This is a genomic window from Apibacter adventoris (assembly GCF_002964975.1).
GTDB classification, from domain to species: domain Bacteria; phylum Bacteroidota; class Bacteroidia; order Flavobacteriales; family Weeksellaceae; genus Apibacter; species Apibacter adventoris.
In genome coordinates, this window is record NZ_PSZM01000045.1 from 1 (window position 1) to 24,678 (window position 24,678).

General features: G+C 28.4%; 25 protein-coding genes. 12 read left to right on the plus strand and 13 right to left on the minus strand.

Translation table 11 applies throughout. The features are described 5' to 3' along the window. Positions 1 to 36: 36 nt before the first annotated feature. From C4S77_RS09625 to C4S77_RS09645, 5 genes are all read left to right on the plus strand, one after another. On the plus strand, positions 37 to 780 hold the full coding sequence (locus C4S77_RS09625) for a hypothetical protein (RefSeq protein WP_105245978.1): 744 nt from the start codon (positions 37 to 39) through the stop codon (positions 778 to 780). A gap of 82 nt (positions 781 to 862) precedes the next feature. After that, positions 863 to 1,651: a hypothetical protein gene (locus C4S77_RS09630; RefSeq protein ID WP_105247362.1), complete on the plus strand. Its 789-nt coding sequence runs from the start codon at positions 863 to 865 to the stop codon at positions 1,649 to 1,651. A 78-nt stretch (positions 1,652 to 1,729) separates the two neighbouring features. Next, on the plus strand, positions 1,730 to 2,491 hold the full coding sequence (locus C4S77_RS09635) for a hypothetical protein (protein ID WP_105247363.1): 762 nt from the start codon (positions 1,730 to 1,732) through the stop codon (positions 2,489 to 2,491). Positions 2,492 to 2,567: 76 nt separating this feature from the next. Continuing rightward, the gene (locus C4S77_RS09640) at positions 2,568 to 3,311 is read left to right on the plus strand and encodes a hypothetical protein (protein ID WP_105247364.1); all 744 of its coding nucleotides are present in this window, start codon (positions 2,568 to 2,570) and stop codon (positions 3,309 to 3,311) included. 82 nt (positions 3,312 to 3,393) lie between these two features. Beyond that, positions 3,394 to 4,158, plus strand: a complete 765-nt coding sequence (locus C4S77_RS09645) for a hypothetical protein (RefSeq protein ID WP_105247365.1) — start codon at positions 3,394 to 3,396, stop codon at positions 4,156 to 4,158. A gap of 279 nt (positions 4,159 to 4,437) precedes the next feature. On the opposite strand, the gene C4S77_RS09650 is transcribed toward C4S77_RS09645, so the two are convergent. From C4S77_RS09650 to C4S77_RS09700, 11 genes are all read right to left on the minus strand, one after another. Continuing rightward, positions 4,438 to 5,205, minus strand: a complete 768-nt coding sequence (locus C4S77_RS09650; protein WP_260209764.1) for an SDR family NAD(P)-dependent oxidoreductase — start codon at positions 5,203 to 5,205, stop codon at positions 4,438 to 4,440. A gap of 5 nt (positions 5,206 to 5,210) precedes the next feature. Then, a complete protein-coding gene (locus C4S77_RS09655) occupies positions 5,211 to 5,612 on the minus strand; it encodes a nuclear transport factor 2 family protein (protein ID WP_105193355.1) in 402 nt (133 codons plus the stop codon). A gap of 41 nt (positions 5,613 to 5,653) precedes the next feature. Next, the gene (locus C4S77_RS09660) at positions 5,654 to 6,760 is read right to left on the minus strand and encodes an MBL fold metallo-hydrolase (protein WP_146106093.1); all 1,107 of its coding nucleotides are present in this window, start codon (positions 6,758 to 6,760) and stop codon (positions 5,654 to 5,656) included. 56 nt (positions 6,761 to 6,816) lie between these two features. Then, the gene (locus C4S77_RS09665; RefSeq protein ID WP_105247368.1) at positions 6,817 to 7,434 is read right to left on the minus strand and encodes a TetR family transcriptional regulator; all 618 of its coding nucleotides are present in this window, start codon (positions 7,432 to 7,434) and stop codon (positions 6,817 to 6,819) included. Positions 7,435 to 7,593: 159 nt separating this feature from the next. Beyond that, positions 7,594 to 8,493 (minus strand): hypothetical protein, encoded by a 900-nt coding sequence (locus tag C4S77_RS09670; RefSeq protein WP_105247369.1) that lies wholly within the window; start codon positions 8,491 to 8,493, stop codon positions 7,594 to 7,596. A 251-nt stretch (positions 8,494 to 8,744) separates the two neighbouring features. Then, the gene (locus C4S77_RS09675) at positions 8,745 to 9,269 is read right to left on the minus strand and encodes a TlpA family protein disulfide reductase (protein ID WP_105247370.1); all 525 of its coding nucleotides are present in this window, start codon (positions 9,267 to 9,269) and stop codon (positions 8,745 to 8,747) included. A 7-nt stretch (positions 9,270 to 9,276) separates the two neighbouring features. After that, a complete protein-coding gene (locus C4S77_RS09680) occupies positions 9,277 to 9,888 on the minus strand; it encodes a thioredoxin family protein (protein WP_105247371.1) in 612 nt (203 codons plus the stop codon). 17 nt (positions 9,889 to 9,905) lie between these two features. Beyond that, positions 9,906 to 10,358 (minus strand): cupin domain-containing protein, encoded by a 453-nt coding sequence (locus tag C4S77_RS09685; protein ID WP_105247372.1) that lies wholly within the window; start codon positions 10,356 to 10,358, stop codon positions 9,906 to 9,908. Positions 10,359 to 10,376: 18 nt separating this feature from the next. Beyond that, a complete protein-coding gene (aroC, locus tag C4S77_RS09690; protein ID WP_105247373.1) occupies positions 10,377 to 11,438 on the minus strand; it encodes a chorismate synthase in 1,062 nt (353 codons plus the stop codon). 75 nt (positions 11,439 to 11,513) lie between these two features. After that, the gene (locus C4S77_RS09695) at positions 11,514 to 13,025 is read right to left on the minus strand and encodes a YARHG domain-containing protein (protein ID WP_105247374.1); all 1,512 of its coding nucleotides are present in this window, start codon (positions 13,023 to 13,025) and stop codon (positions 11,514 to 11,516) included. A 205-nt stretch (positions 13,026 to 13,230) separates the two neighbouring features. Further along, complete coding sequence (locus C4S77_RS09700; RefSeq protein ID WP_105247375.1) at positions 13,231 to 14,550, minus strand: glycerate kinase type-2 family protein; 1,320 nt, start codon at positions 14,548 to 14,550, stop codon at positions 13,231 to 13,233. 114 nt (positions 14,551 to 14,664) lie between these two features. Between C4S77_RS09700 and C4S77_RS13060 the strand changes: the two genes are divergently transcribed. Beyond that, the gene (locus tag C4S77_RS13060) at positions 14,665 to 14,817 is read left to right on the plus strand and encodes a hypothetical protein (RefSeq protein WP_181042865.1); all 153 of its coding nucleotides are present in this window, start codon (positions 14,665 to 14,667) and stop codon (positions 14,815 to 14,817) included. 161 nt (positions 14,818 to 14,978) lie between these two features. Here the strand turns inward: C4S77_RS13060 and C4S77_RS09705 are convergent, their stop codons facing one another. Both C4S77_RS09705 and C4S77_RS09710 read right to left on the minus strand, forming a co-directional pair. Further along, entirely contained in the window at positions 14,979 to 16,172 is a 1,194-nt protein-coding gene (locus C4S77_RS09705; RefSeq protein WP_146106094.1) for an ABC transporter permease, read from the minus strand. A gap of 3 nt (positions 16,173 to 16,175) precedes the next feature. Then, positions 16,176 to 16,535 (minus strand): ribosome-binding factor A, encoded by a 360-nt coding sequence (locus C4S77_RS09710; protein ID WP_105247509.1) that lies wholly within the window; start codon positions 16,533 to 16,535, stop codon positions 16,176 to 16,178. A 242-nt stretch (positions 16,536 to 16,777) separates the two neighbouring features. Here C4S77_RS09710 and C4S77_RS09715 point away from each other — a divergent pair, with 242 nt between their 5' ends. The 6 genes from C4S77_RS09715 (at position 16,778) to C4S77_RS09740 (ending at position 24,663) form a co-directional block, all read left to right on the plus strand. Continuing rightward, a complete protein-coding gene (locus tag C4S77_RS09715) occupies positions 16,778 to 17,653 on the plus strand; it encodes a mechanosensitive ion channel family protein (protein WP_105193377.1) in 876 nt (291 codons plus the stop codon). A gap of 126 nt (positions 17,654 to 17,779) precedes the next feature. Then, the gene (locus tag C4S77_RS09720) at positions 17,780 to 18,259 is read left to right on the plus strand and encodes a MarR family winged helix-turn-helix transcriptional regulator (RefSeq protein ID WP_105247377.1); all 480 of its coding nucleotides are present in this window, start codon (positions 17,780 to 17,782) and stop codon (positions 18,257 to 18,259) included. Between the two features lie 72 nt (positions 18,260 to 18,331). Then, a complete protein-coding gene (locus tag C4S77_RS09725; RefSeq protein WP_105193381.1) occupies positions 18,332 to 18,865 on the plus strand; it encodes a MarR family winged helix-turn-helix transcriptional regulator in 534 nt (177 codons plus the stop codon). A gap of 22 nt (positions 18,866 to 18,887) precedes the next feature. Then, positions 18,888 to 20,027 (plus strand): efflux RND transporter periplasmic adaptor subunit, encoded by a 1,140-nt coding sequence (locus tag C4S77_RS09730; protein ID WP_105247378.1) that lies wholly within the window; start codon positions 18,888 to 18,890, stop codon positions 20,025 to 20,027. A gap of 45 nt (positions 20,028 to 20,072) precedes the next feature. Further along, positions 20,073 to 23,234, plus strand: a complete 3,162-nt coding sequence (locus C4S77_RS09735) for an efflux RND transporter permease subunit (RefSeq protein WP_105247379.1) — start codon at positions 20,073 to 20,075, stop codon at positions 23,232 to 23,234. Between the two features lie 40 nt (positions 23,235 to 23,274). Further along, positions 23,275 to 24,663 (plus strand): efflux transporter outer membrane subunit, encoded by a 1,389-nt coding sequence (locus C4S77_RS09740; protein ID WP_105247380.1) that lies wholly within the window; start codon positions 23,275 to 23,277, stop codon positions 24,661 to 24,663. Positions 24,664 to 24,678: the final 15 nt, after the last annotated feature.

Genomic DNA, 24,678 nt, shown 5'->3' on the forward strand with positions numbered 1-24,678 from the left:
TTTATATCTATGCAAATATTGAAAAACTAACCTTTTATGAAAAACTCTATTTTATTATTAGGTATTTTACTTTTTATAAGCTGCAAAACTAAAGAAGATTATTCTAAATATACATATATTGATGAGGGAATAGAAAGTGATATATATGAAATAAGTACAATCTTTCCTAAAGAAGTGGAATTATTAACCATTTTTGGAGAACGTTATCCCGCTGACCCAAGATTTTCTCATGCTGAGGAAATCAATCAAATGCCTTTAATTGCATATGATCAGTCTAATTTTTTGTATTTTAGATATATGAATAATTATAAAATTAATGATTTCAAATATAATATGACAAAAAATATGATTGATACTTTAAGTACTGAAGACATGAATGTTATACGTAATTCTTATGCTCATAAGGAAAATAAATTTGTTAATTTTAAATTCCCTGAAGCAGAGGAATATTATAAGGTAATTAAAGAGGAATATTATAGTGAAATTTCTGAAGAAAAGAAAAATAAAATATTAGAAGAATATAAAGACAGTAAGGAAGAAATAAAACAAGCTGTTATTGAAACCCGTTCATTACGATATACTATAACCTATGCAGAATTACAAATGCCTAAGGAAAAAATCCATTTTAAATTTAATAGTGATTTAAAAAAGAAAATAGAGTTTTTTGGAAATGAAGAATTATATAAAAAAGGATATATGTTTATATATATTTTTTATAATTTGGATATGTTCCCACATTCTGGCGGTTTATATGTAATACGACCTAAGACAAAGAAATAAAACTAAATCTTTAAACGGTAATAATATAAAGTCTTTATTTTTATTTTTTATATCTATGCAAATATTGAAAAACTAACCTTTTATGAAAAACTCTATTTTATTATTAGGTATTTTACTTTTTATAAGCTGCAAAACTAAAGAAGATTATTCTAAATATACATATATTGATGAGATAATTGAAAGCAAAGAGTATGAAGTTACTACTTTAATGAAAGAAGAAGATATACTAACTAATGCTTATGGGTATTATATTCCACAAGGAAGAGTATTTGATGAAAATTCAGATTCTGAAAAAACAAAAAGAATTTTGGAGATACCTTTTATTTTATTTAATAAAAATAATCTAATATATTTCACAATAGAAAGTAAAAAAAAGAATAAAAATTACCTTATAGAGTATAATATAAATAATAATAATATTGATTCTCTAAAAGATTTTTCTGGAGAAGATTATTCTATTTGGCTAAAAGATTTAGAGCATTTTTATCAAAAACAACGTTTTTCTTTTGTTAATTTTAAATTTCCTGAAGCAGAGGAATATTATAAGGTAATTAAAGAGGAATATTATAGTGAAATTTCTGAAGAAAAGAAAAATAAAATATTAGAAGAATATAAAGACAGTAAAGAAGAAATAAAACAAGCTGTTATTGAAACCTATTCATTACGATATACTATAACCTATGCAGAATTACAAATGCCTAAGGAAAAAATCCATTTTAAATTTAATAGTGATTTAAAAAAGAAAATAGAGTTTTTTGGAAATGAAGAATTATATAAAAAAGGATATATGTTTATATATATTTTTTATAATTTGAATATGTTCCCACATTCTGGCGGTTTATATGTAATACGACCTAAGACAAAGAAATAAAACTAAATCTTTAAACGGTAATAATATAAAGTCTTTATTTTATTATATCTGTGCAAATATTGAAAAAACTAACCTTTTATGAAAAACTCTATTTTATTATTAGGTATTTTACTTTTAATAAGCTGCAAAACTAAAGAAGATTATTCTAAATATATATATATTGATGAGGGAATAGAAAGTGATAAATATGAAATAAGTACAATCTTTCCTAAAGAAGTGGAATTATTAACCATTTTTGGAGAACGTTATCCCGCTGACCCAAGATTTTCTCATGCTGAGGAAATCAATCAAATGCCTTTGATATATTTTAATAAAAAAAATATGATTTTTTTTTATATATATGACCGTGATAATTCTATTGCTTATTATATGAAATATAATTGTCTAACTAATAAAAAAGATACCATTAATAACGAGGATAGTATTAAAAGATACAAATTGATTTTTGAAGATAATTATAAGAAAAAAAATGATTTAGTAGATTTTAAATTCCCTGAAGCAGAGAAATATTATAAAATTGTTAATAAGGAATATTATAGTGAAATTTCTGAAGAAAAGAAAAATAAAATATTAGAAGAATATAAAGACAGTAAGGAAGAAATAAAACAGGATATCATAAAAACTTTTTCAATAAGATATAATATCCTCTATGCAGAATTGCAAATGCCTAAGGAAAAAATCCATTTTAAATTTAATAGTAATTTAAAAAAGAAAATAGAATTTTTTGGAAATGAAGAATTATATAAAAAAGGATATATGTATATATATATTTTATATAATTTAGATATGTTCCCACATTCTGGCGGTTTATATGTAATACGCCCTAAGTCAAAGAAATAAAACTAAATCTTTAAACGGTAATAATATAAAATCTTTATTTTTTATATCTGTGCAAATATTGAAAAACTAACCTTTTATGAAAAACTCTATTTTATTATTAGGTATTTTACTTTTAATAAGCTGCAAAACTAAAGAAGATTATTCTAAATATACATATATTGATGAGGGAATAGAAAGTGATAAATATGAAATAAGTACAATCTTTCCTAAAGAAGTGGAATTATTTACCATTTTTGGTCCCCCTTATGCTTCTGACCCAAGAACCTATCGTGCTGAGGAAATCAATCAAATGCCTTTAATTGCATATGATCAGTCTAATTTTTTGTATTTTAGATATAAGAATAATAATAAAACTAATGATTTCAAATATAATATGTCAAAAAATATGACTGATACTTTAAGTACTGAAGACATGAATGTTATACGTAATTCTTATGCTCATAAGGAAAATAAATTTGTTAATTTTAAATTCCCTAAAGCAGAGGAATATTATAAGGTAATTAAAAAGGAATATTATAGTGAAATTTCTGAAGAAGAAAAAAAGAGAGTTTTAGAAGAATATAAAGACAGTAAAGAAGAAATAAAACAAGCTGTTATTGAAGCCCGTTCATTACGGTATAATATACTCTATGCAGAATTGCAAATGCCGGGAGAAAAAATCCATTTTAAATTTAATTGTAATTTAAATAAGAATATTGAACTCTTTGGTAATGAAGAATTATATAAAAAAGGATATATGTATATATATATATTTAAGAATTATAGTAAAATACCTCATTCAGGTGGTTTATATGTAATACGACCTAAAACAAAGAAATAAAACTAAATCTTTAAACGGTAATAATATAAAGTCTTTATTTTTATTTTTTATATCTGAGCAAATATTGAAAAACTAACCTTTTATGAAAAACTCTATTTTATTATTAGGTATTTTACTTTTAATAAGCTGCAAAACTAAAGAAGATTATTCTAAATATACATATATTGATGATAATCTTAAAAGTAATAACTATGAAATTGTATCCCTAATGTCCGAGAAATATCAAATCAAAAATATGTTAGGATATACCTTGACTAGAGGAATGTTTTCTCCTGAACAGGAAAAAAAAATATGGGATATGCCTTTGATTTATTTTAATAAAAAAAATATGATTTTTTTTATTATATATGACCGTGATAATTCTATTGCTTATTATATGAAATATGATTGTCTGACTAATAAAACAGATACCATTAATAACGAGGATAGTATTCAAAGATACAAAAAGATTTTTGAGGATAATTATAAGAAAAAAAATGATTTAGTAGATTTTAAATTCCCTGAAGCAGAGAAATATTATAAGGTAATTAAAGAGGAATATTATAGTGAAATTTCTGAAGAAAAGAAAAATAAAATATTAGAAGAATATAAAGACAGTAAAGAAGAAATAAAACAAGCTATTATTGAAACCTATTCATTACGATATACTATAACCTATGCAGAATTACAAATGCCTAAGGAAAAAATCCATTTTAAATTTAATAGTGATTTAAAAAAGAAAATAGAGTTTTTTGGAAATGAAGAATTATATAAAAAAGGATATATGTTTATATATATTTTTTATAATTTGGATATGTTCCCACATTCTGGTGGTTTATATGTAATACGACCTAAGACAAAGAAATAAATCTAAATCTTTATAAAGTTTTTATTTTTTTATATCTGTGCAAATATTGAAAAAACTAACCTTTTATGATACCTAGCCCTAATCAGCAAATATAAAATCAAAAATAGTTTAGGCTAAACCTTGGCTCATGGATTGTTTTCTCTTGAATTAGAAAAAAAACATACGATTATCCTTTTGAGTTTTTCTATTAATATACCCACAAAAATATTATAATTTATTATATGGAATATGTTTTTTTTCTAATTCTTTAAGAGAAAATCATATGACTTATTTAATGATTTAATTTGTGGTTAAACCTCCGTCTACAGACATAATTGCACCTGTAATCCAATTTGCATTTTCGGAGGCTAAAAATGTAGCCATATAAGCGATATCTTCTGTTGAACCGATTCGACCCAATGGGTATATCATGGGAATTAAACTCTGAATTTTTTGTTTTTCATTGTCATTCATTAATGATAGGTTAGTTCTTAATTGAGGAGTATTTATTGAGCCCGGAGCAATGGCATTTACGCGAACTCCTTTTTTGCCAATTTCAAATGCCAGTGATTTTGTAAATGATTCTAATGCACCTTTGGTTAAGGAATATACAGTAGAACAATTCCCTGCCAACATTCTTTTAGAGAAATAAGAGGAAATATTTATAATATTGCCTTTATTTTTTATAAGGGAACCTAACAAATATTGGCTTAAAAAATAGGGTGCTCTCACATTTAAATTAAGATGCATATCGAAAATATTGCTATCCATCTGCTCAAAAGGAATAAAACGACCTATCCCTGCATTATTGACCAATATGTCAATATCGGGTGAAATTTCTAAAATTTTATCAGAAATATCTTTTATTGCCGATATGTCTGACAAATCTCCATTGATTACAGAAATAGACGTACCATAAGTTTTTAAATTATTTTTGGCTTCTAATAGTTTTTCCTCATTCCGGGCCACTATACATATATCAGCCCCATTTTTTGCAAACATTTCAGCGATAGCAAAACCAATTCCATCGCTTCCTCCTGTTATTACAGCATATTTATTTTTTAACATAATTATTAAAGATTAAAAGGGTTAGGAACATGTTCATTAGATACTTTTGCTACAGCTTTCCATCCATTTGGAAATTTTATTAAAGAAATAAAATCGGTACTGAGTTGTATGTCATCTCTAAACAATTCTACTTTAACAACTGCGGCAGCGTCGGTTATATCCAGAACCGTAAGTTTATAATCAACCTCTCTTAATTTAGTTTGATTTTTCTCAGGATTCGTCTTATACTCCATAACCACATTCTTCCACATATCCAAAGGCAGTTTAAACAGGTTATTTTGTTGAGGAATCAATATGTTGAAATCAGGATGAAATCCTTGATCCATATCATTCACATTCAGTTCGTTTAAAGCTCCGTTCAAAAAACTTTTTCTTATTAATTCTTCAATGACTTCTTTTTCGTTCATTTCTTTTTATTTTAATAGTTAAACATTTATTTATTATTTTCTTATTTGAGGTTGTCAATTAAATAAGTTCCGCCGATTGAAAGTTCTGTTAACTTATTGGCCCGGTTATTTTCTATAATTGCTGTTATTAGCCTTTTTATGGGTTCTCCTAAAGGTTCGTCGGACAAATCAAAAGTTCCATAATGCATAGGAATAAATATTTTTCCTTTTAAATCATTAAATGCGTTTACTGCTTCTTCCGGATTCATATGTGAGGAAGCCATCATGTACTCAGGAGAATAAGCCCCTATTGGAAATATGCATATATCTATGGCTCCAAACAGATTATAAATATCTTTATATATATGCGGATGATATGCGCTATCTCCTGCAAAAAAAACCTTGGTTTTCTTCCCTATTATCAAGAAACTACCCCAAAGGGTTTTATTAAAATCATTTAAGGAACGCCTGCCCCAATGCTTTGCAGGAAGAAAGACAATTCGTATATCTTTTTCTATATTGTACTCTTGATACCATCCTGCTTCTTGTAAAGGAATTTGTTTTAATTTTTTGGTAGAAAATAGCCTTTTTGCTTCAAGAGGGGCTAATGCTTGTATGAATGGATTATTTAGATGTAATTGTTCTATTGATTTTTTATCAAAGTGATCGCGATGGTCGTGCGAGACAAGCAAATAATCTATATTCTTTAAGGAATCAGGATTGCAAGGAAGCTGCACTTTTCTTTTTTTTGTCGGAATATCTCCGAATACCGGGTCTGTAATTATTCTAGCTCCATCTAATTGAATTAAAAATGTAGCATGTCCCAACCATATAATTTTATTTTTAGTATCTGAAAAACTATCTATAGATTCGACCGTTAACCTATAGTTTTCCTCTTTTTTTTCTTTTTTCTGCGGATTTTTACTAAATTTCCATTTTAGTACTTCTAATAACGGAGCCGATTCGGGAATCGTGTCATTTTGGAATTTTCCATTTATAAATACATTTCCTTTCCAATTCGGGTTAACACAAACCAGACTCGGGTTTATTCTATATTCTATCATATTCTGACTTCTAAATAAAGTGTTATATCCTATTATACAAAACAAAACAGCGATTCCAATTAATTGTAATATTCTTTTTCTTTTCTTGGTTTTTAACAGTTTCATAGCTTTGTCTTGGTTTTTTAATTTAGTCAAATGACTAAATTAAAAGTAAAAAAAAATTATATTGTTATACTGTTTATAATCAAATTATATACATGCTCGGTTCTATCTTTAATCATTTTATTAAATTCTGTTTTCTTTTTTGGGTAAAGGAAATTAGAGATAAATTCATTTGCCATAAAAGGAAATAGGGATAGGGACATAATATCTATAAATAATACTTTAGGATCAATTTCTTGTATCTTTTTTTCTTTTCCTAATTTTTTAATCTCTTCAAAAAAAAATGCATAATTATTATTTATATCTTGCTTTTCTTTATAGGAAGTAATAATTGTCCAAACAAACTCGGAATTTACAGACAATTCATGCATTATAAAGGAAGCAAGCTGAGGATATTTTGCACATGTACTTATATAAGAGGAGATAATTAGTTTGATCTTTTCAAAAATATCAACATCTGAAGATAAAGCTTTATTTAAGCGTTTGAATAATAAAGAAAAAGCTTCACTAAATACAATTTCGAATATTTTATCTTTCGTCCTGAAATAGTAATGTAACAATGCAAGGTTTACTTCTGCCTTACCGGAAATATCGCGCACGGTAGTTCCTGTAAAACCTTTTTCATAAAAAAGCTCTCGAGCTGCATTTATTATTTTCTTTTCTACTTCCTTTTTCATTTTTAAATTTAGTCATATGACTAATTCTCGGTAAATATATAAATATTATTTATAATACTTCATGAACTTTGTAAAAATTTATATAATGCATTGAAAAATAAGGTTTAGAAAGGTATGACCTGTGTTTTCTTAAATTGTTTTTCCTTTTTATATTGTCTATTATTCCCAAGGAGTTTTATAAATATCATCATAGTTATCGGCCTCAATAACTTCGAATCCTAATTTTTCTAAAAAATATTTTTTCCCTTTATATTGTGTGTTAATGTTGTCGGGTTTTACAATGTACCATCCTTTTCTTTTCCTTTCGGGAAATTTCCTGAAATATTTTGCCCTCTCTATTAACAGCCATCTTAAAAATACTTCATTTTCTTCTAATCCTAAACCAAAAATACAAAGCGATTTGTTGAAAATAATATGAAGCCAAGTTTTATTTCCTTCCCAGTTATTCATATTTTTCCCTGTGAATAAATTATTCTCGTCTCCTTTGTGTATTAAATACCGGGCTCTTTCTACCGAGCCCATATATTGGGATAGCCCCAACCGAATACTTCTATGATATTTAATAAAACCGTTTATAAACCATACGCCAAATCCATCGGTAGGAAATGTCCATTGTCTTTCTCCGTAATAAGTTTTCCAAGGATAGAAATCGGTAAATCCTTTTTTTTCTATATCAAAGGATTTCAGGTTTAGGGCTTGGGGCAGTACTAAGTCAAAATTTGTTGTGAGAACCGGAGCCTTAAGCTGCTTTGCTTTTTCTAAAAAAGATTTATGATGGGGTTCATTACTCCAGCTTTCCAGTAATATACAGGCTTCTTTTTGTATTTCATTGTTTGTATGGGATGTAGAGTTTTCAATATCCAATAAATCATAAAATTCTGTTAGCGATATTCCCTGAGGTACTTCTGAAATGGTACTGAATGAGAATTTATCCCAGAGTTTAATCAGTAAATCGTCCCAAGATATAGCTTTGGGATTATTCGGGTATCGATTTATTCCGTTTCCTACTATAAAGGCAATATCTTTAGAATTTCTTTGTATAACCGTCTTTACATCCATTAACTTATTATTGGTAAAACGAAATTTACATAAAAATATACATTTAAACAATATTTATAATTAAATAAAATGTACTAAAAAAAGAGGATTTTTATTTAAAAAAAAATGTAAAACATGAATAAAACTTATCTATACCCTTATTTTAATTATATTCTAACTTTATTTTGTTTTGCCAACCTTAAGCTTATTTTTTTGTAGAAGCTGAATTCTATTTATTTCAACTTGTTTTTTTAAATAAATTAAAATAGTTTTTAAAAATCTAAATTACTCCAATCTTTTTCTCCTTCAATTTTATCAGTTATATTTCCTTTTTCATCAATGAGGAAAGTAGTGGGAAAAACTGTAGGTAAAAGCGAGGTTTCTATAGGACTATTTGCATCATAAACAGGAAAAGTATAAGAATTCTCTTGTAAAAACCGTAGTACATTTTCTTTTGGTTCTTTCATATAAATTAAAACAAACTGATATTTTTTTCCTTTTTCATTATATAGTTTCTGAATCTGCGGCATTTCCTTTACACATATGGGACACCAGGTACCCCAAAAATGCAGGAATATCTTTTTTCCTTTAAATGCCCTAAGATTGATATCTGAAGTATTGATTCCTTTTAAATCTATATCATATTGTTTTTCTGATAATGTTTTAGGTATAAAATATTCACTTTGAGCATCGTTGGATTGTATTTTTTCTAATAATTTCCTGAATGGAGTAAATAACACGGCTAAAATAATAATTATTAAGGTGAAATTTAATATATAAACCGGTCTTACTTTCATACCATTTTTAACTTTTAACTATAAGACGCGTCAATTCTTTGGATATAGTATGACCTTTATCTTGATTATAAAAGTTTTGGACATCTATAGCAAAATCATCATGGGAATAATGTTGCGGATCGGATTTATATTTTTGGAGAAAGGGGGTACATGGTTGCGGGCGAGGCCCCCAATGGGCAATTTCCTGAAAAGTTTCTGCATTTATAAGGATAACAATAGGAATTGCTTTTCCTCCGTTTGTAAGATATTGGTTTATAAGCCTTTCATTTTCATCTCTAAAGACTAACCTTATATCTAATTTATCTGTACACCTAACCATTTTATTGATAACAGGTACAATTTGACTTGCATCTCCACACCAACCTTCGGATATAACCAGTATATTTATTTTATAGGAAAGGCAAGCCAATTGCTTAGTTACAGATTCTTCCAATATCAAAGTTTTATCATTTCTATGAATTCGGCTAAGATTCAGACGCGTATATTCTGCTAATTTTTTAATATTTTCATCAGAAGAATGGATTTCTTGTTTTTCCTGCAGGGTTATTATTTCTTTATATTTTTCATAAGAAACTCCCTTATTCCAAAAATATCGTAAATCTATTGACGGTTCCATCATTTATAAATGTAATCTTTTTAAGGTTTTTCATTAGTTGCCACCACAAATATAATCAAGGGCTCATCTCCTGTATTTATGATGGAATGATAATTACCTATACCCTGAATAGCTGTAATATTGCCTTTTTGTAACTCTACTTCTTTTATTATTTCATTTTCTCCTCTCCTTTCGGTATATTTTCCTTTTCCATTTACAATGACATATAATTCTTGTTCTTTTTTACTTCCATGATCATGAAAACCTCCTTCATCTCCTTTATTTAGAAGTACCATATATTGTGCGAAACGATTATTTACCAATTCACCTGATTGTATGGTAGAAATCATATATACTACTCCTTTTCCATTGTACATAGATTCTCTTTTTATGATTTCACAAACTCCATTTTCTTGTTTTCCGAAAGGATAAAATTTTAAGTCTACATAAGGAGAAATTTTTTTAAGTATTTCAACTTGTTCGTTTGTTTCCATAGTATTTTTTTATGTGATTTATATTTTTCTTAGTTTATTGAGTAATGAAAAATCTGCTATGACCATTGCTGCTAAAGCTTCTACAATAGGAACAGCACGTGGAACTACACAGGGATCGTGCCTACCTTTCCCTTGTATTTCTGCTTTGTTTCCGTTCTCATCTATGGTATCCTGTTTTTTCATGATTGTAGCTACCGGTTTGAAAGCTACTCTACATATAATATCCATACCGTTGGATATTCCTCCCTGAATACCTCCTGAATGATTGGTAAGCGTTTTTCCGCCTTCTGCAAAAATATCATTATGTAATGAACCCGTTAGTCGGGTTCCTTTAAAACCACTACCTATTTCAAATCCTTTGGCGGCATTTATACTCATCATTGCTTGCGCTAAACGTGATGATAATTTGTCAAAAATGGGTTCGCCCAATCCTACCGGAACATTTTTTATTACACAGGTAATAATACCTCCTATTGTGTCTCCGTTTTTTTTAATCTGAGTTATTTTTTCTATCATTTTTTCGGCTACTTCTTCATCTGGACACCTTACAATGTTATTTTCTGTAAGAGAAAGGTCTAAATCATATATGTCTTTTTTTGTTTCTATATCTCCTACGGATGAAACAAAGGCCTGAAAAGTAATATCTGGAAGCAACTGTTTACACAAGGCCCCAACCACTACCCAATTAGCGGTTTCTCTGGCTGAGGTTCTCCCTCCTCCTCTATGATCTCTGATTCCATATTTTGAAAAATAGGTATAATCTGCGTGAGAAGGTCTGAATACCTGTAAATTATGCTCGTAATCTTTAGATTTTTGATTGGTATTTTTAATAATATACCCTATGGATTGACCTGTCGTCTTTCCTTCAAATATGCCGGAAAGAAATTCTACTTTATCTTCTTCTTTTCTTTGTGTTACAATTTTGGACTGACCGGGTTTCCTACGATCCAATTCTTTTTGTATCTGGTCAAAATTAACTGTAAGTCCTGCAGGAAATCCGTCTATAATTCCCCCCATAGCAATACCATGGCTTTCTCCAAAAGTAGTTATTTTTATAACTTTTCCAAATTCGTTGAACATATAGCAAATTTAGGAAATAATATGCACTTTTTTTATTTCTATTTTTTTATTTTCTGAATTGAAAACACAATTTTTTTAATAATATTTTAGTTCTATTATAGATATTCCATATTTTGCTCCCTCTTGTTCTGATAGTTTTAAAAAGCTTATCCTTTTATGTTTTCCTCGTTTTGTTTCTAATACTTTCCTTTCATTTTTTGATTTTATATCTTTTTCTTCCCCTTTATGTTTATAGCATACTATTTCTGTTATAATATCTTTTGCTTCATTAAATGTATAGTCACATTGCAGTTCTTTATTTGTAAGATTCCCTGTATTTATATTATCTTCATCATAAAAGTATTCGATTGGTTGAACTTCATTGCCATCATCATCTTTATAATACTCCTTAACCATGTTATTATTGTAATCGTAGTTATAATAGATGGTACTATTGTAGTAGTTATTTTGATAGATTTCTTTTTTATTAATGTTTTGGTTTATATCATAATAATAATAACTTTCATCGGTCGTACCTTTTTCATAATTTAATTTTACTGTTTTTATTGGAAGACCATTTTTATTATAATAAAAATAAGTATCATAATTCTGATCTATATTTTGTACTAAAAAATTATTATAAAAGAGATTTTCATATATAGATTTGTTTATCATACAGTCATGTTTAAAGGTAGAAATTCCATTTCTATTAAATTCTGTAATTTCACATTTACCATTGCCTAATGTGTCTTGTTTTATATTTTTTATACTTTTTAAATAAGTTTTATCAAAAAGTGTAGTACTTGTTGTTTCTATCGGTATAATATGACTATATGAAGGGATATTTAGATTTTTATATTCGTTACTATTCTCATAAAGTGATATCATATTTACATTATCTTCTTCCAATTCATTTAATTGTATTAAGTTGTTATCCACAACAGGCTCATACCAATTTTGAGCAAAAAAATAATCCTGATCACTTTTATCTGAAAACTTATACCCATACCGAGCATATATTTCTTTTTTCATAATATTCAGCTCTTTTGGTTTCTTATTTTTTAAATCTTCAACTCCTATACGTGTGATAGAAGTTTGTGGATACTTACCAGGTATTTCTTCAGGGATTATATCTTCTTGACTATCATTCAGTCTACATGTAGATACTGTATTATTTTTATTTGGAGTACAAACCATTATATTGATTGGTGGTTGTTCTTTATCGTAATTTACCCCTTTTTCTTTAAGGTAAACAAAAGAAATTTTTAACTGATCAGAAATTAATTTTCCATCTTCGATCACTAAATTTGTTAATTTTTCTACTTTACGATGGAGGTCTCCTCCTTTTTTACTATTAAAATCCATTACAACATACTCACTTATTCCTTGAGCGTAAGTTTTTCCCTCCAAGTTCATAATTTTAATAAAATGACTGCGGGTTCCGTTTTTAAAGAGAAAAACTGTATTTACTTTCTTAGCATTATCTCCAACATTTTCATCTATTAATGAGGCATCGATCTCTTTCCCTGATTTATTATATATTTTCTTAGTTTGTGCAAAAGCAATTGCCTGAAATGTTATTATTATAAATAAAAAAAAATTTCTCATAATGTGTTCTTTACTACACAAAAATAATTAAAATGATCTTATCCTAAAATTTTTTTTACACTTTATATGTTTTTGAACCACAAACAAGGTTTTTTATATTGTTTTTACTATAAAAAAGAACTATTTAATTATAAAAATTAAATAGTTCTTCACACATAAATTAAGAATTAAAAAAATATAATTAAAAATAAGTTAAATTAACTTATTATTTTTTTATCAAAACTATTATAAGATCCATTACATTGGTTAAGGTAGAACCGGTAATGTAATGTCCTCCTACTTGTTGAAAAAAATGATAAGAATCGAATTTATTTATAAATAAATTGATATCTAATCCTTTATTTTTTGCATCTTTTATTGTATCTGCAGTGACTATAGCTCCGGCTGCATTGGTAGGCCCATCATTGCCGTCGGTTCCTGCTGAAAGAATTACAATTCCTTTTTTTCCAGAAAGTAAATGAGCTGCACATAATGCTAAATGTTGATTTCTTCCGCCCAATCCTTTTCCTTCCACTTTTACCGTAGTTTCTCCTCCGTACAATAAACAGATACTTTCCCCTATATTTAATTGCTTTTGTTCTGTTAATGATCTTTCAACTATTTTTTTTGCTACTATACAAGCATCCCCCTCTAATCTTGATGTTATAATTATGGAATTTATTTCTAAATCATTAGCTTTTTTTTGAGCATATTCCAAGGCTATTGAATTACTGCCTATAATAAAATTATGCACTTTATCGAAAATTTTATCTTTAATTTTCGGTGTTTCGGAAATATTTCCTTTTACTCCTTTTTCTATATATTTTTTTAGATTTTCTGGTATTTTATCTTCTAAATTATATTTTGAAATAATATTTTTTACATCTAGAAAAGTTGATTGATCAAAGGTTGTAGGTCCTGAAGCTATAACATCCAAGTCATCACCTACAACATCTGACAATATAAGACTTGCCGTTTGTGCGGGATATATTTCTTTAGCCAACTGACCTCCTTTTACTTTTGATACATGCTTACGAACGGCATTCATTTCGTTTATGTTAGCCCCACTTTTTAGAAGAATTTCATTTAATTTTATAATGTCTTCAGGCAAAACTTCATTTGGGAAGTCAGTTAATAAAGAAGATGCCCCTCCGGAAAAAAGGCAAATTACCAAATCTCTTTTTTCCGCTTTTTTAGCCAGAGTAATGATGTCTTGGGTTGCTTTAAATCCTTGTTTATCAGGAATAGGATGACCTGCTTCGGTAACGTTTATATAGGTAAGTGAACAAGCTTGTCCATATTTTACTATAATATGACCTGCAGTAATATGGTTTCCCAGGATTGTTTCCAGTTCTTTCCCCATCAAAGCACTAGCTTTTCCTGCTCCCACAACATAGATATTATCAATCTGCAATAGGGAATAGCGCATATTCGCAATATGTAAAATATCTTTTTCAAGCTTTACATTTTCACGAACTAACTTATCCGGTAGAACACTTTCTACTCCTGCTTTAAAAATATTTTTAACTATCTGTATAGAATTCATTGTTTTACATCTTCAAAAGTTATAAAAGAGAACACTCTTATAAATCTTAAACTCGAAGGTGCTTTATTACTTTTTTAGTAAATTTTAGTAATATTTTGGATATTTATTCTTTTTTTGAAAACAATCATTAAAATTGAAAACATTAATATTTCTAAAACAGAAATAAATGCATCTAACTTTAGAATGTTTGAAAGAATTCCAATTAATATAACAGTAAATAATACAGACAGTAAAGGTGTAAACGTAAACGCACACATAAATAATTAGTATTTTATTTTTATAGTTTTGTAAAAGTTTCCCAAAATTAAATACTATTATCGTTTTTAAATCATTTTATTATATGACTTTTAGCATATATTTAATATATCAGAAATAATATGATCTAATTGGCTTATTTTAAATAATGCGATTATAGTTTATAAAAAAAATTAAAAATTCAATTTCCTAGATGAAAAAAATGAAATTAAAACACCAATAAATAAAACAGTACTTAATACTATAAGATAATTATAAATACTAAATTTTATAGGAAAAGCCATATAAGAATTAGCCATTACTAAGCCAAAATTAGCTTGTATCCAGGTAAGTATTGTTCCTAAAATTATTCCTAATATTACTCCTGAAATAGTTATAATTATTCCTATAGTAAAAAATAAACTTTTCAGCCCCTTTATGCTATATCCTAATGAGATTAAAGCTTTTGACTGATGTTTCTTATCTAAAATAATTATAATAATAGCTCCAGCCAAGTTAAAAGATGCAATTATAATAACTAATATAAAAATCATATAAATAAACAACTGTTCTATTTTCATCATTTTTAAGAATGGAGCATCTTGCTCTTGCCTTGTTAAAACCTGATATTCATCGCCTAATTCTGATTTTATTTGTAATTGAGTAGAGGCTATATGTTTATTTTTTAATTTAATTTCTATAGAAAAAGCACTCTCTATCGGTAAATTTAATAATTTTTGAGCTGTACTTATAGGAACAAAAATGTAATTTTCATATTGATCATTTAATGCAAACACTCCTGTCATATAGACATTACATTTCTCAAAAGCATTATCTATAGTTAAAAGCCCTTTTCCGGGTTTAGGCATATATAATGAGACTAATGAAGTACTGTCTAAAGGAATTCCTAAACGATAGGCAAGTGCATTTCCAAATGCTGCTTCTTTAGAGATATTCTTGATTTGAGAAGTTGTCGGAAATTTTCCTACTTGAAAACAAGTATCTATTTTAACTACCTTAAGAAAATTCTCATCCACTCCTTTTAAAAAAGCTATTTCATCTTTATCATCGTACATTACATATACTTTCTCTTCTATAACTTTGGTATAAGCTTCTATATTTTCATTGGCAGATAAAACCTTTTCAACTTTATTTAAATTCCGTATGTTCTTACCTGAAACAGGTAAAATTTTCAAATCAGGATTTATATCACTAAATAACTTAATATTAAAGCCTTCCAAACCACTGAAAACTGAAAGTATTACAAACATGGCACAAGTAGCTATAGCTATGGCTACCAAAGAAGTGTACATAATAATACTGACAGCCTGAGTACTCTTTTTAGATATAAAATATCTGAATGCTATATACCAAGATAAATTTTTCACTAACTATCTTATAGGATTTTCATCTTCTCCTTTTAAGGCTTTTTCTATTTTTTCCACTTCATCTAAAGAGGTTTCTAAATAAAAGGATAATTGAGGAATTTGTCTTAATTGTTTTGAAAGTTTAATACCTAAAATTTTTCTGATCTTAGGTTTTAAAATATTGATTTCATTTATCAATGGAGTTCTATATTCTTGTGGAAAGATACTTAAATATACTTTTGATATACTTAAATCTGCAGTAATTTTTACATCTGTTACCGTTATTAATATTCCTTTTCCCATTGCAGAAGACTGCCGTTGAAAAATTATAGATAATTCTTCCTGTAATAATTGGTTAATTTTTTTTTGCCGATTATTTTCTATCATTTTACAAATTTATGCAACTTTAACCAAAAATAATCATTTTATGAAAAAAATAGAGCTTTTATGTATAACTCTGAAAAATATCAGATGATAAATAAATTTTTTTTTCTAAGATTTTAACCACTCTTTTTTATATACTCCTAAGAGATAATATTTATGAAAATAAAACATAAAATTCTACTTGTTGTTCTTCTTCCTTTTGAAATCAATTCTTATATTAGTAGAAAATTAGGCTAAAATATATGAATATCTATCAAATTAATACCGGAGAGGAAGCAAAGAAATTTATTAACTCTTTAACACTGGAAAAATTAATGGACAAATTGCTTAATTTGTTTTATGAATTAGGTATTAAAATCATTACCTGTATTATTATTTACTATGTGGGCAAATTTATTATCAGGTGGATAGAAAAATTTGTAAACAGAATTTTAGAAAAGGAAAAAATAGATAACTCTTTAAAATCTTTTTTAAGTAATCTGGTAAATATAACTCTGACTATTCTTTTAATTATGTCTATTATTGGAGTATTGGGTATACAAACTACTTCTTTTGCCGCATTGATTGCTTCAGCCGGACTAGCTATAGGTATGGCCATGAAAGATAATTTGGGAAACTTTGCAGGAGGTGTAATGATTTTATTTAATAAATCTATAAAAATAGGAGATTATATTTCTGCACAAAACCAAGAAGGAACTGTAAAATCTATTGGGATTTTATATACAATTTTAACGACTTCTGATAATAAAACTATCTATATACCTAATGGCCCGTTATCAACAGGTAATCTTTTAAATTACTCCACACAGAAACAAAGAAGAGTAGATATTACTATAGGAGTTGATTATGGAACTCCTCTTACAAAAGTTAAAGAAATTCTTATTCATATCATAAATTCTAATTCTTCTGTTTTAAGAGACCCTGAACCCTTTATAGGACTAATAAAACTTAATGATAGTTCAATTGATTTTGTTATTAGAGTTTGGACAGAATCTAAAGATTATTGGAATGTCTACTTTTATTTAAATGAAAAAATTTATGAGAAGTTTACTGAAGAAAAAATCAATATTCCTTTCCCTCAAATGACCATTCACATGGCTAATGACGATTCTAAATAATAAAATATTTTATTATAGTTAGGTAATTATTCAAAATAATCTATTTTGTTTTGATTATTTTAATTTAAATGTAATATATTTGCACTATCAAATTTTGCACTAACATGCAATTGAATTAATTTTTTCATGATAAAATCCGACAGAGAATCATCGATCTCCTATCAGATCAGTTATACTGAAAATTTATTACGAAATGTATTGAATGCTCGATTAAATGAATTTAATGTAGATATTACTCCTGAACAGTTTTTAATCTTAGACCTATTAATAGAAGAAAATAAAGAAATATCAATGCAATGGATTTCAAAAAAAATTCACAGGGATAATTCTTCTATTACCCGCTCTATTGATTGCTTAGAGAAAAAAAATTATGTATCAAGAATCAATGCTTTAAAAGATCGAAGAAAAAAAATTATTATTATCACTGAAAAAGGAAAAGAAATTTATATAGAAGCTAAAAAAGTAGCTAAACAGCATATTGAAATAACTACAACCAGATTAACGAACCATCAAATTGAGGAATTATTAAAAAGTTTAAAAATTATTCAACAGAATTTAATTATTTATAAAAACGAAGATAAAATTACTCAAACTAAGTCTATTTAAAAAATAAATAATAAAAAAAATTTTTTTTTTATAAGTGTACTTAATATATTTGCACTTTCAATTCAAAAACAGATGGCAAATAATACGGTTGATAAAGATATTTTTTTTACCATTTCTGAAAATGATATAACAGGTTTTTTACTATGGAAAGTAAATAACTACTGGCAACGTGAATTCAAAAAAAAATTTGAAAAACTAGAACTTACACACAGTCAATTATTTCTTTTATTTGGAATACTACATATGAACAGTCTTAATAAAGAAGTAACACAAAAAGATATCTCAGTAAAGGCGGGCATAGATCCTATGACCACTTCTACAGTATTAAGAACCCTTCAAAAAAAAGGATGGATAAATAGAAAATATAATAAAAAAGATTCTAGGACCAAGCTCATTTCTATAACACAAAACGGAAAACAAATTATTGAAGAAGCTAGTAAAATTATTCATGAGTTTAACAATTCTTTTTTTAAACCTTTAGAAGATAAACAAAAATATTTTCAAAATGATTTAATTCTTTTATCAAAAGATGAGCTCAATGATGAAGAAATTTCTAAGCTTCAAGTAAATAATAATTGCTGGAAAAATAATGAAAATAATAATTAAAAAATAAATAATTAAGAGATATATGAAATTAAACAAAATACGAATTATTGCTCTATTAATCTCTGGAGCTATAATTTTAGGTTCATGTGGAGGTGATGAAAAAAATAAAGCTGCTGCCGCTGCTGCCGGAAAGCAAAGTCAAGTTTTACCCTATCCTGTAAAAGTTGTTACTTCTCAAACTGCTGTTTTGGAAAATGATTATCCTGCTACCATAAAAGGTAAAGAAGATATAGAAATAAGACCTATGGTAGAAGGATTTATTAAATCCATAGAGGTAGATGAAGGTTCTGTTGTGAGAAAAGGTCAACTTTTATTTACCCTTGATTTTCCTCAATATACTCAAAATATACGAAATGCAGAAGCTGCTATAAAAACAGCAGTAGCAGAAGTCAATAATGCTGAAATGGAAGTGGAAAAAGTACAACCTCTAGTGCAAAAAGGAATTGTTAGTAAATATCAATTACAAGCAGCTCAATATGCACTCCAGGTTAAAAGAGCTGCTTTAAATCAGGCACAAACTCAGTTAGCTAATGCTCGCATTAACCAAAACTATACTTATATTACAAGTCCTGTCAATGGAGTTGTAGGTTCTATTCCTTTAAGATTAGGAAGCTTTGTTAATAGTTCCTATGTATTAACTACAGTAGCTAATACTTCTAATGTATATGTTTATTTTTCAATGAATGAAAAACAACTACTGGATTTCTTGAAAGATAAACCAGGATCTACTCAAGCTGAAAAAATACGAAGAGCAGAACCTGTAAAACTTATTCTTTCAGATGGAACTGAATATATAGAAAAAGGTAAAATTGAAACTATCAGCGGTATAGTCAATACAGGTACCGGATCAGCTAATTTTAGAGCCAACTTTGAAAATCCGCAAGGATTACTAAGAAGTGGTTCAACAGGGTCTATAAGAATACCTGTAACTATAAATAATGCATTGGTAATTCCACAAAAAGCTACATTTGAATTACAAGGACAAACATTTGCTTATGTAGTTCAAAGTAATAATATAGTAAAACAAACTAGTATTACTGTTACTCCTCTTACAGATGGTCAGTCATTCATAGTAAATTCAGGATTAAAAGAAAATGACAAAATTGTTGTAAACAATATACAAAATCTTAAAGATGGAGATCAAATTAAACCTCAACTATAATAATTATTAATCCTATTTCAATAATTATAAAATAAAAAATAGAAAATGCTTAAGACATTCATTGAAAGACCTGTACTTTCTACAGTAATATCCATTATAATTGTAATATTGGGAATTATAGGGCTCGTAACTCTACCTGTATCCCAATATCCGGAAATTGCTCCCCCTACCGTTCAGGTAACAACCACTTATCCGGGAGCAAATGCGGATGTAGTAATGAAAAGTGTAATTATTCCCTTAGAAGAGCAAATCAACGGGGTAGAAAATATGACCTATATGACTTCCCGTGCAGGTAATGACGGGAGTGCTACAATTACCATTAACTTTAAGTCTGGTACTAATGCAGATATTGCGTCAGTAAACGTTCAAAATTTAGCCGCCCGTGCAAACAGCTTACTTCCTGCCGAAGTAACTCGACAAGGTGTAATTGTACAAAAAACACAAAGTAGTAACATTTTATATGTAGGTTTAATAAGTAATAAACCAGAATATGATTCTAAATTTTTGCAGAATTATGCCAATATAAATATCCTTCCTCAAATTAAAAGAATCTCTGGTATTGGTGATGCTCAGGCTAGAGGAGCTAATACATATTCTATGAGAATCTGGTTAAAACCTGATGTAATGGCATCATATGGTATTACTCCAGATGATATAAGTGCTGTACTTGCAGAACAAAACTTAGAGGCTGCGCCAGGTACTATAGGGCAAAATAGTAACCAAACTTTTGAATATACTCTAAAATATACCGGTAGACTAGTTACTGCTAAACAATTTGAAAATATGGTAATCAAATCTTTACCTAATGGAGATGTTCTTAGGGTTAAAGACATTGCCAAGGTAGAGGTAGGATCAGAAATGTATAATATAACTACCAGTATAGACAGAAAACCTTCTGTTGTAATAAGTATTGCCCAGACTGCCGGATCGAATGCGCAAGAAATCATAAAAAACGTAGAATCTACTTTAAAAGAAGCTGAAAAACTATATCCTAAAGGAATAGAAACAGTATATTTAATGAACGCTAATGACTTTTTGGATGCTTCTATAGAAAAAGTAATCCATACACTGGTAGAAGCCTTTATTTTAGTATTTATTGTGATTTTGGTGTTCTTACAAGATTTCCGTTCCACATTAATTCCTGCAATATCCGTTATTGTGGCTATTGTCGGTACATTCTTCTTCTTATCATTATTTGGATTTACTATTAATATTCTAACTTTATTTGCATTAGTACTAGCCATCGGTATTGTGGTGGACGATGCTATTGTGGTCGTCGAGGCAGTGCATGCCAAACTTGAATCTGGTATGAAGGATGCTAAAAAAGCTTCTTTACATGCTATGGATGAAATAGCCGGAGCTATAGTTTCTATTACATTGGTTATGTCTGCGGTTTTTATACCAGTAAGTTTTATTAGTGGTACTTCTGGAGTTTTTTATAAACAATTTGGTCTTACATTAGCTATCTCAATTATTCTTTCTGCTATTAATGCATTAACATTAAGTCCTGCCCTTTGTGCTGTTTTCTTAAAACCCCATGCAGAAGATGAACATGAAAAGAAAAAGGGAGTGGTCCAAAAATTAAAAGATGGATTTAATACGGCTTTTGATGGTATGACCGCTAAATATAAATCGATTTTAACTTGGACATCTCATTTAAAATGGAGTGTATTTGTAATCATAGGAATTTTTGTAGGGTTGTTATATTTTCTAATGAAAACTACTCCTACAGACTTTGTTCCTCAGGAAGATAGTGGATTCATTATGTGCGATATAGCTCTACCACCTGCTTCTTCTCTAGAAAGATCAACAGAAATAGGTAATCAGGTAGTTAATGTTGCTTCCAGAATTAGTACCATTGAGCATATAGCTCAACTTAATGGTATTAGCTTCATAAGTGGTACCGGAGATAATTATTCTACAGTTCTTATTAAATTAAAACCATGGTCAGAAAGACCAAAAACTGAAATTAATAAAGTTGTAGGAGAATTATTTATGAAAACTGCTTCCATTCAGGGGGGGAAAATCATATTCTTTGGAGCTCCTACCTTACAAGGATTTGGTATATCTAATGGATTTGAATTTCAGTTACAAGACCGTACAGGTGGAAATATAAATAAATTCTTTGAAGTAAGTAACAAGTTTTTAGGAGCGTTAAATCAACGACCTGAAATTATGTATGCAACCAGCTCTTTTAACCCTAATTTTCCTCAATACCAGATCACAGTAAATGTTGCTAAAGTTAAACAGGCTGGGTTAACAGTTAACAATATACTTAATGCACTTCAAGGTTATATTGGAGGTGTATATGCTTCTAATTACAATGAATTTGGTAAACAATATAAAGTAATGATTCAAGCAGATCCAATATACAGGAAAAACCTTACTGATTTAAATGGAATGTATGTAAGAAATTCAAATGGTGAAATGGCTCCTATCTCTGCTTTTATTACTTTAAATAGAGTTTACGGTCCTCAGGCACTAGAAAGGTTTAATATGTATCAATCCATCCCAGTAAACGGTGCACCTAAAGCCGGATATAGCCCAGGAGATGCAATTAAAGCCATACAGGAAGTTGCTGCTCAAACATTGCCTGAAGGCTATTCTTTCGATTATTCTGGAATGACTCGGGAACAAGTTTTAAACAGTGGTTCTCAAACAGTATATATCTTTATTCTTTGTTTAATTTTCGTTTATTTTCTATTATCAGCATTATACGAAAGTTACATCGTACCTTTATCTGTAATTATATCATTACCTATCGGATTAGCTGGTTCATTCATCTTTGCAAAAATATTTAACATTACAAATAATATATATCTGCAAATAAGTTTAATTATGTTAATTGGATTATTAGCTAAAAACTCCATTTTGATTGTCGAATATGCCGTGCAAAGAAGGGCTCAAGGAATGTCTATTACAGAAGCTGCGATTAATGGAGCAGAAGCACGTCTTAGACCGATATTGATGACCTCATTCGCATTTATTTTAGGTTTATTACCCCTTATGATGGCTTCGGGTGCGGGTGCTGCAGGAAATAGATCTATCGGTACAGCCGCTGTTGGTGGAATGTTGATAGGAACTATTATAGGACTTATTGTTACTCCGATGTTATTTGTTATATTCCAAAGTTTACAGGAACGATTTACATCTAAACCTGTAGAAATAACTGTTTCGGATGATGATGATGATGATTTATTAAAATAATGACAGAATACAGAGTATAAAACCAAAAGATAATAATAGAATGAAAATTCAAACAACAAAATATATATCGACCTTAATGCTATCTCTGTTATTAGCATCATGTGTCACTTCTAAATATGAAACTCCTAATATTATTGACAACAAATTATATCGAGATTCAAATTCAACAGATAGTACTTCAATAGCCGATATTTCCTGGAAAAATTATTTTCAAGATGCAACTCTTCAAAGTTTGATTGATGAAGGTTTAAAAAATAATTATGATTTACAAATTGCTACGGCAAGAATTAAGCAAACAGAAGCGAACTTATCATCTGCTAAATTAGGTCAGTTACCTACTTTAGATCTGGGAGCACAATATTCTTCTAGTAAATTAAATGATGTACAAGGAAACGGTATAACAACTCATAGTGATGTTTTTCAGTTAAGTGCTAGCGCCAGCTGGGAATTAGATATATGGGGAAAACTAAATAGTAATAAAAAGTCTGCATTAGCTACTTACCTTCAGAGCGAAGCTTACAAAAGAGTGGTACAAACTTCTTTAGTGGCTAATATTGCATCTAATTATTATTCTCTATTAGCATTGGATAAACAATTGGAAATTACTAACAGTACAATAGAACTATTGAAAGAAAATGTGGTTACCATGCAATATCTTAAAGATGCTGATATTACTACAGGTGCTGCTGTTGAACAGAGTAAAGCTTTATTATATTCAACACAAGTAACGGTTCCGGATTTGGAAAAAAGTATTAGAGAAATGGAAAATTCTATTTGCTTATTATTAGGAAGAGAACCTGGAAGAATAGAGAGAACTACTATAGCTCAACAGCCTATTCCTACTGAACTAAAATATGGAGTACCTGCTCAATTACTTTCTAAAAGACCGGATGTTCAAATGTATGAATATGCATATAGAGCCGCTTTTGAAAATACAAATATTTCAAAAGCCTCCTTATATCCTTCTCTAACTATAACCGGAGCAGCAGGTTATTCTACTCTTAATAATTTAGATCATTTCTTTGACTATTCCAGTTTATTTGCTAACGTAGTTGGAGGGTTAACCCAACCAATATTTAATCAGAAAAAGCTTAGAAATCAACTAAAAATGAATCAGGCTAAACAAGAGGAAGCTTTAATTAATTTTAAAAACTCTGTTTTAAATGCCGGTAATGAAGTTTCTAATGCTTTATTTGCTTATACTTCTGCAAAAAGTAAAGATAAGAATCGAGGATTACAGGTAGAATCACTAATTAAATCTGTTGATTATACCAAAGAATTGTTAGCTTATAGTAATGCTAATTATACAGAGGTATTGGATGCTGAAGAAAACTTATTAAGTGCCCAACTTAATCAAGTTAATGATAAATTGCAACAGTTAAAAGCTTCTGTAGATTTATATAGAGCTTTAGGCGGTGGAGTTAATTAAAAAATTTAATTTTTC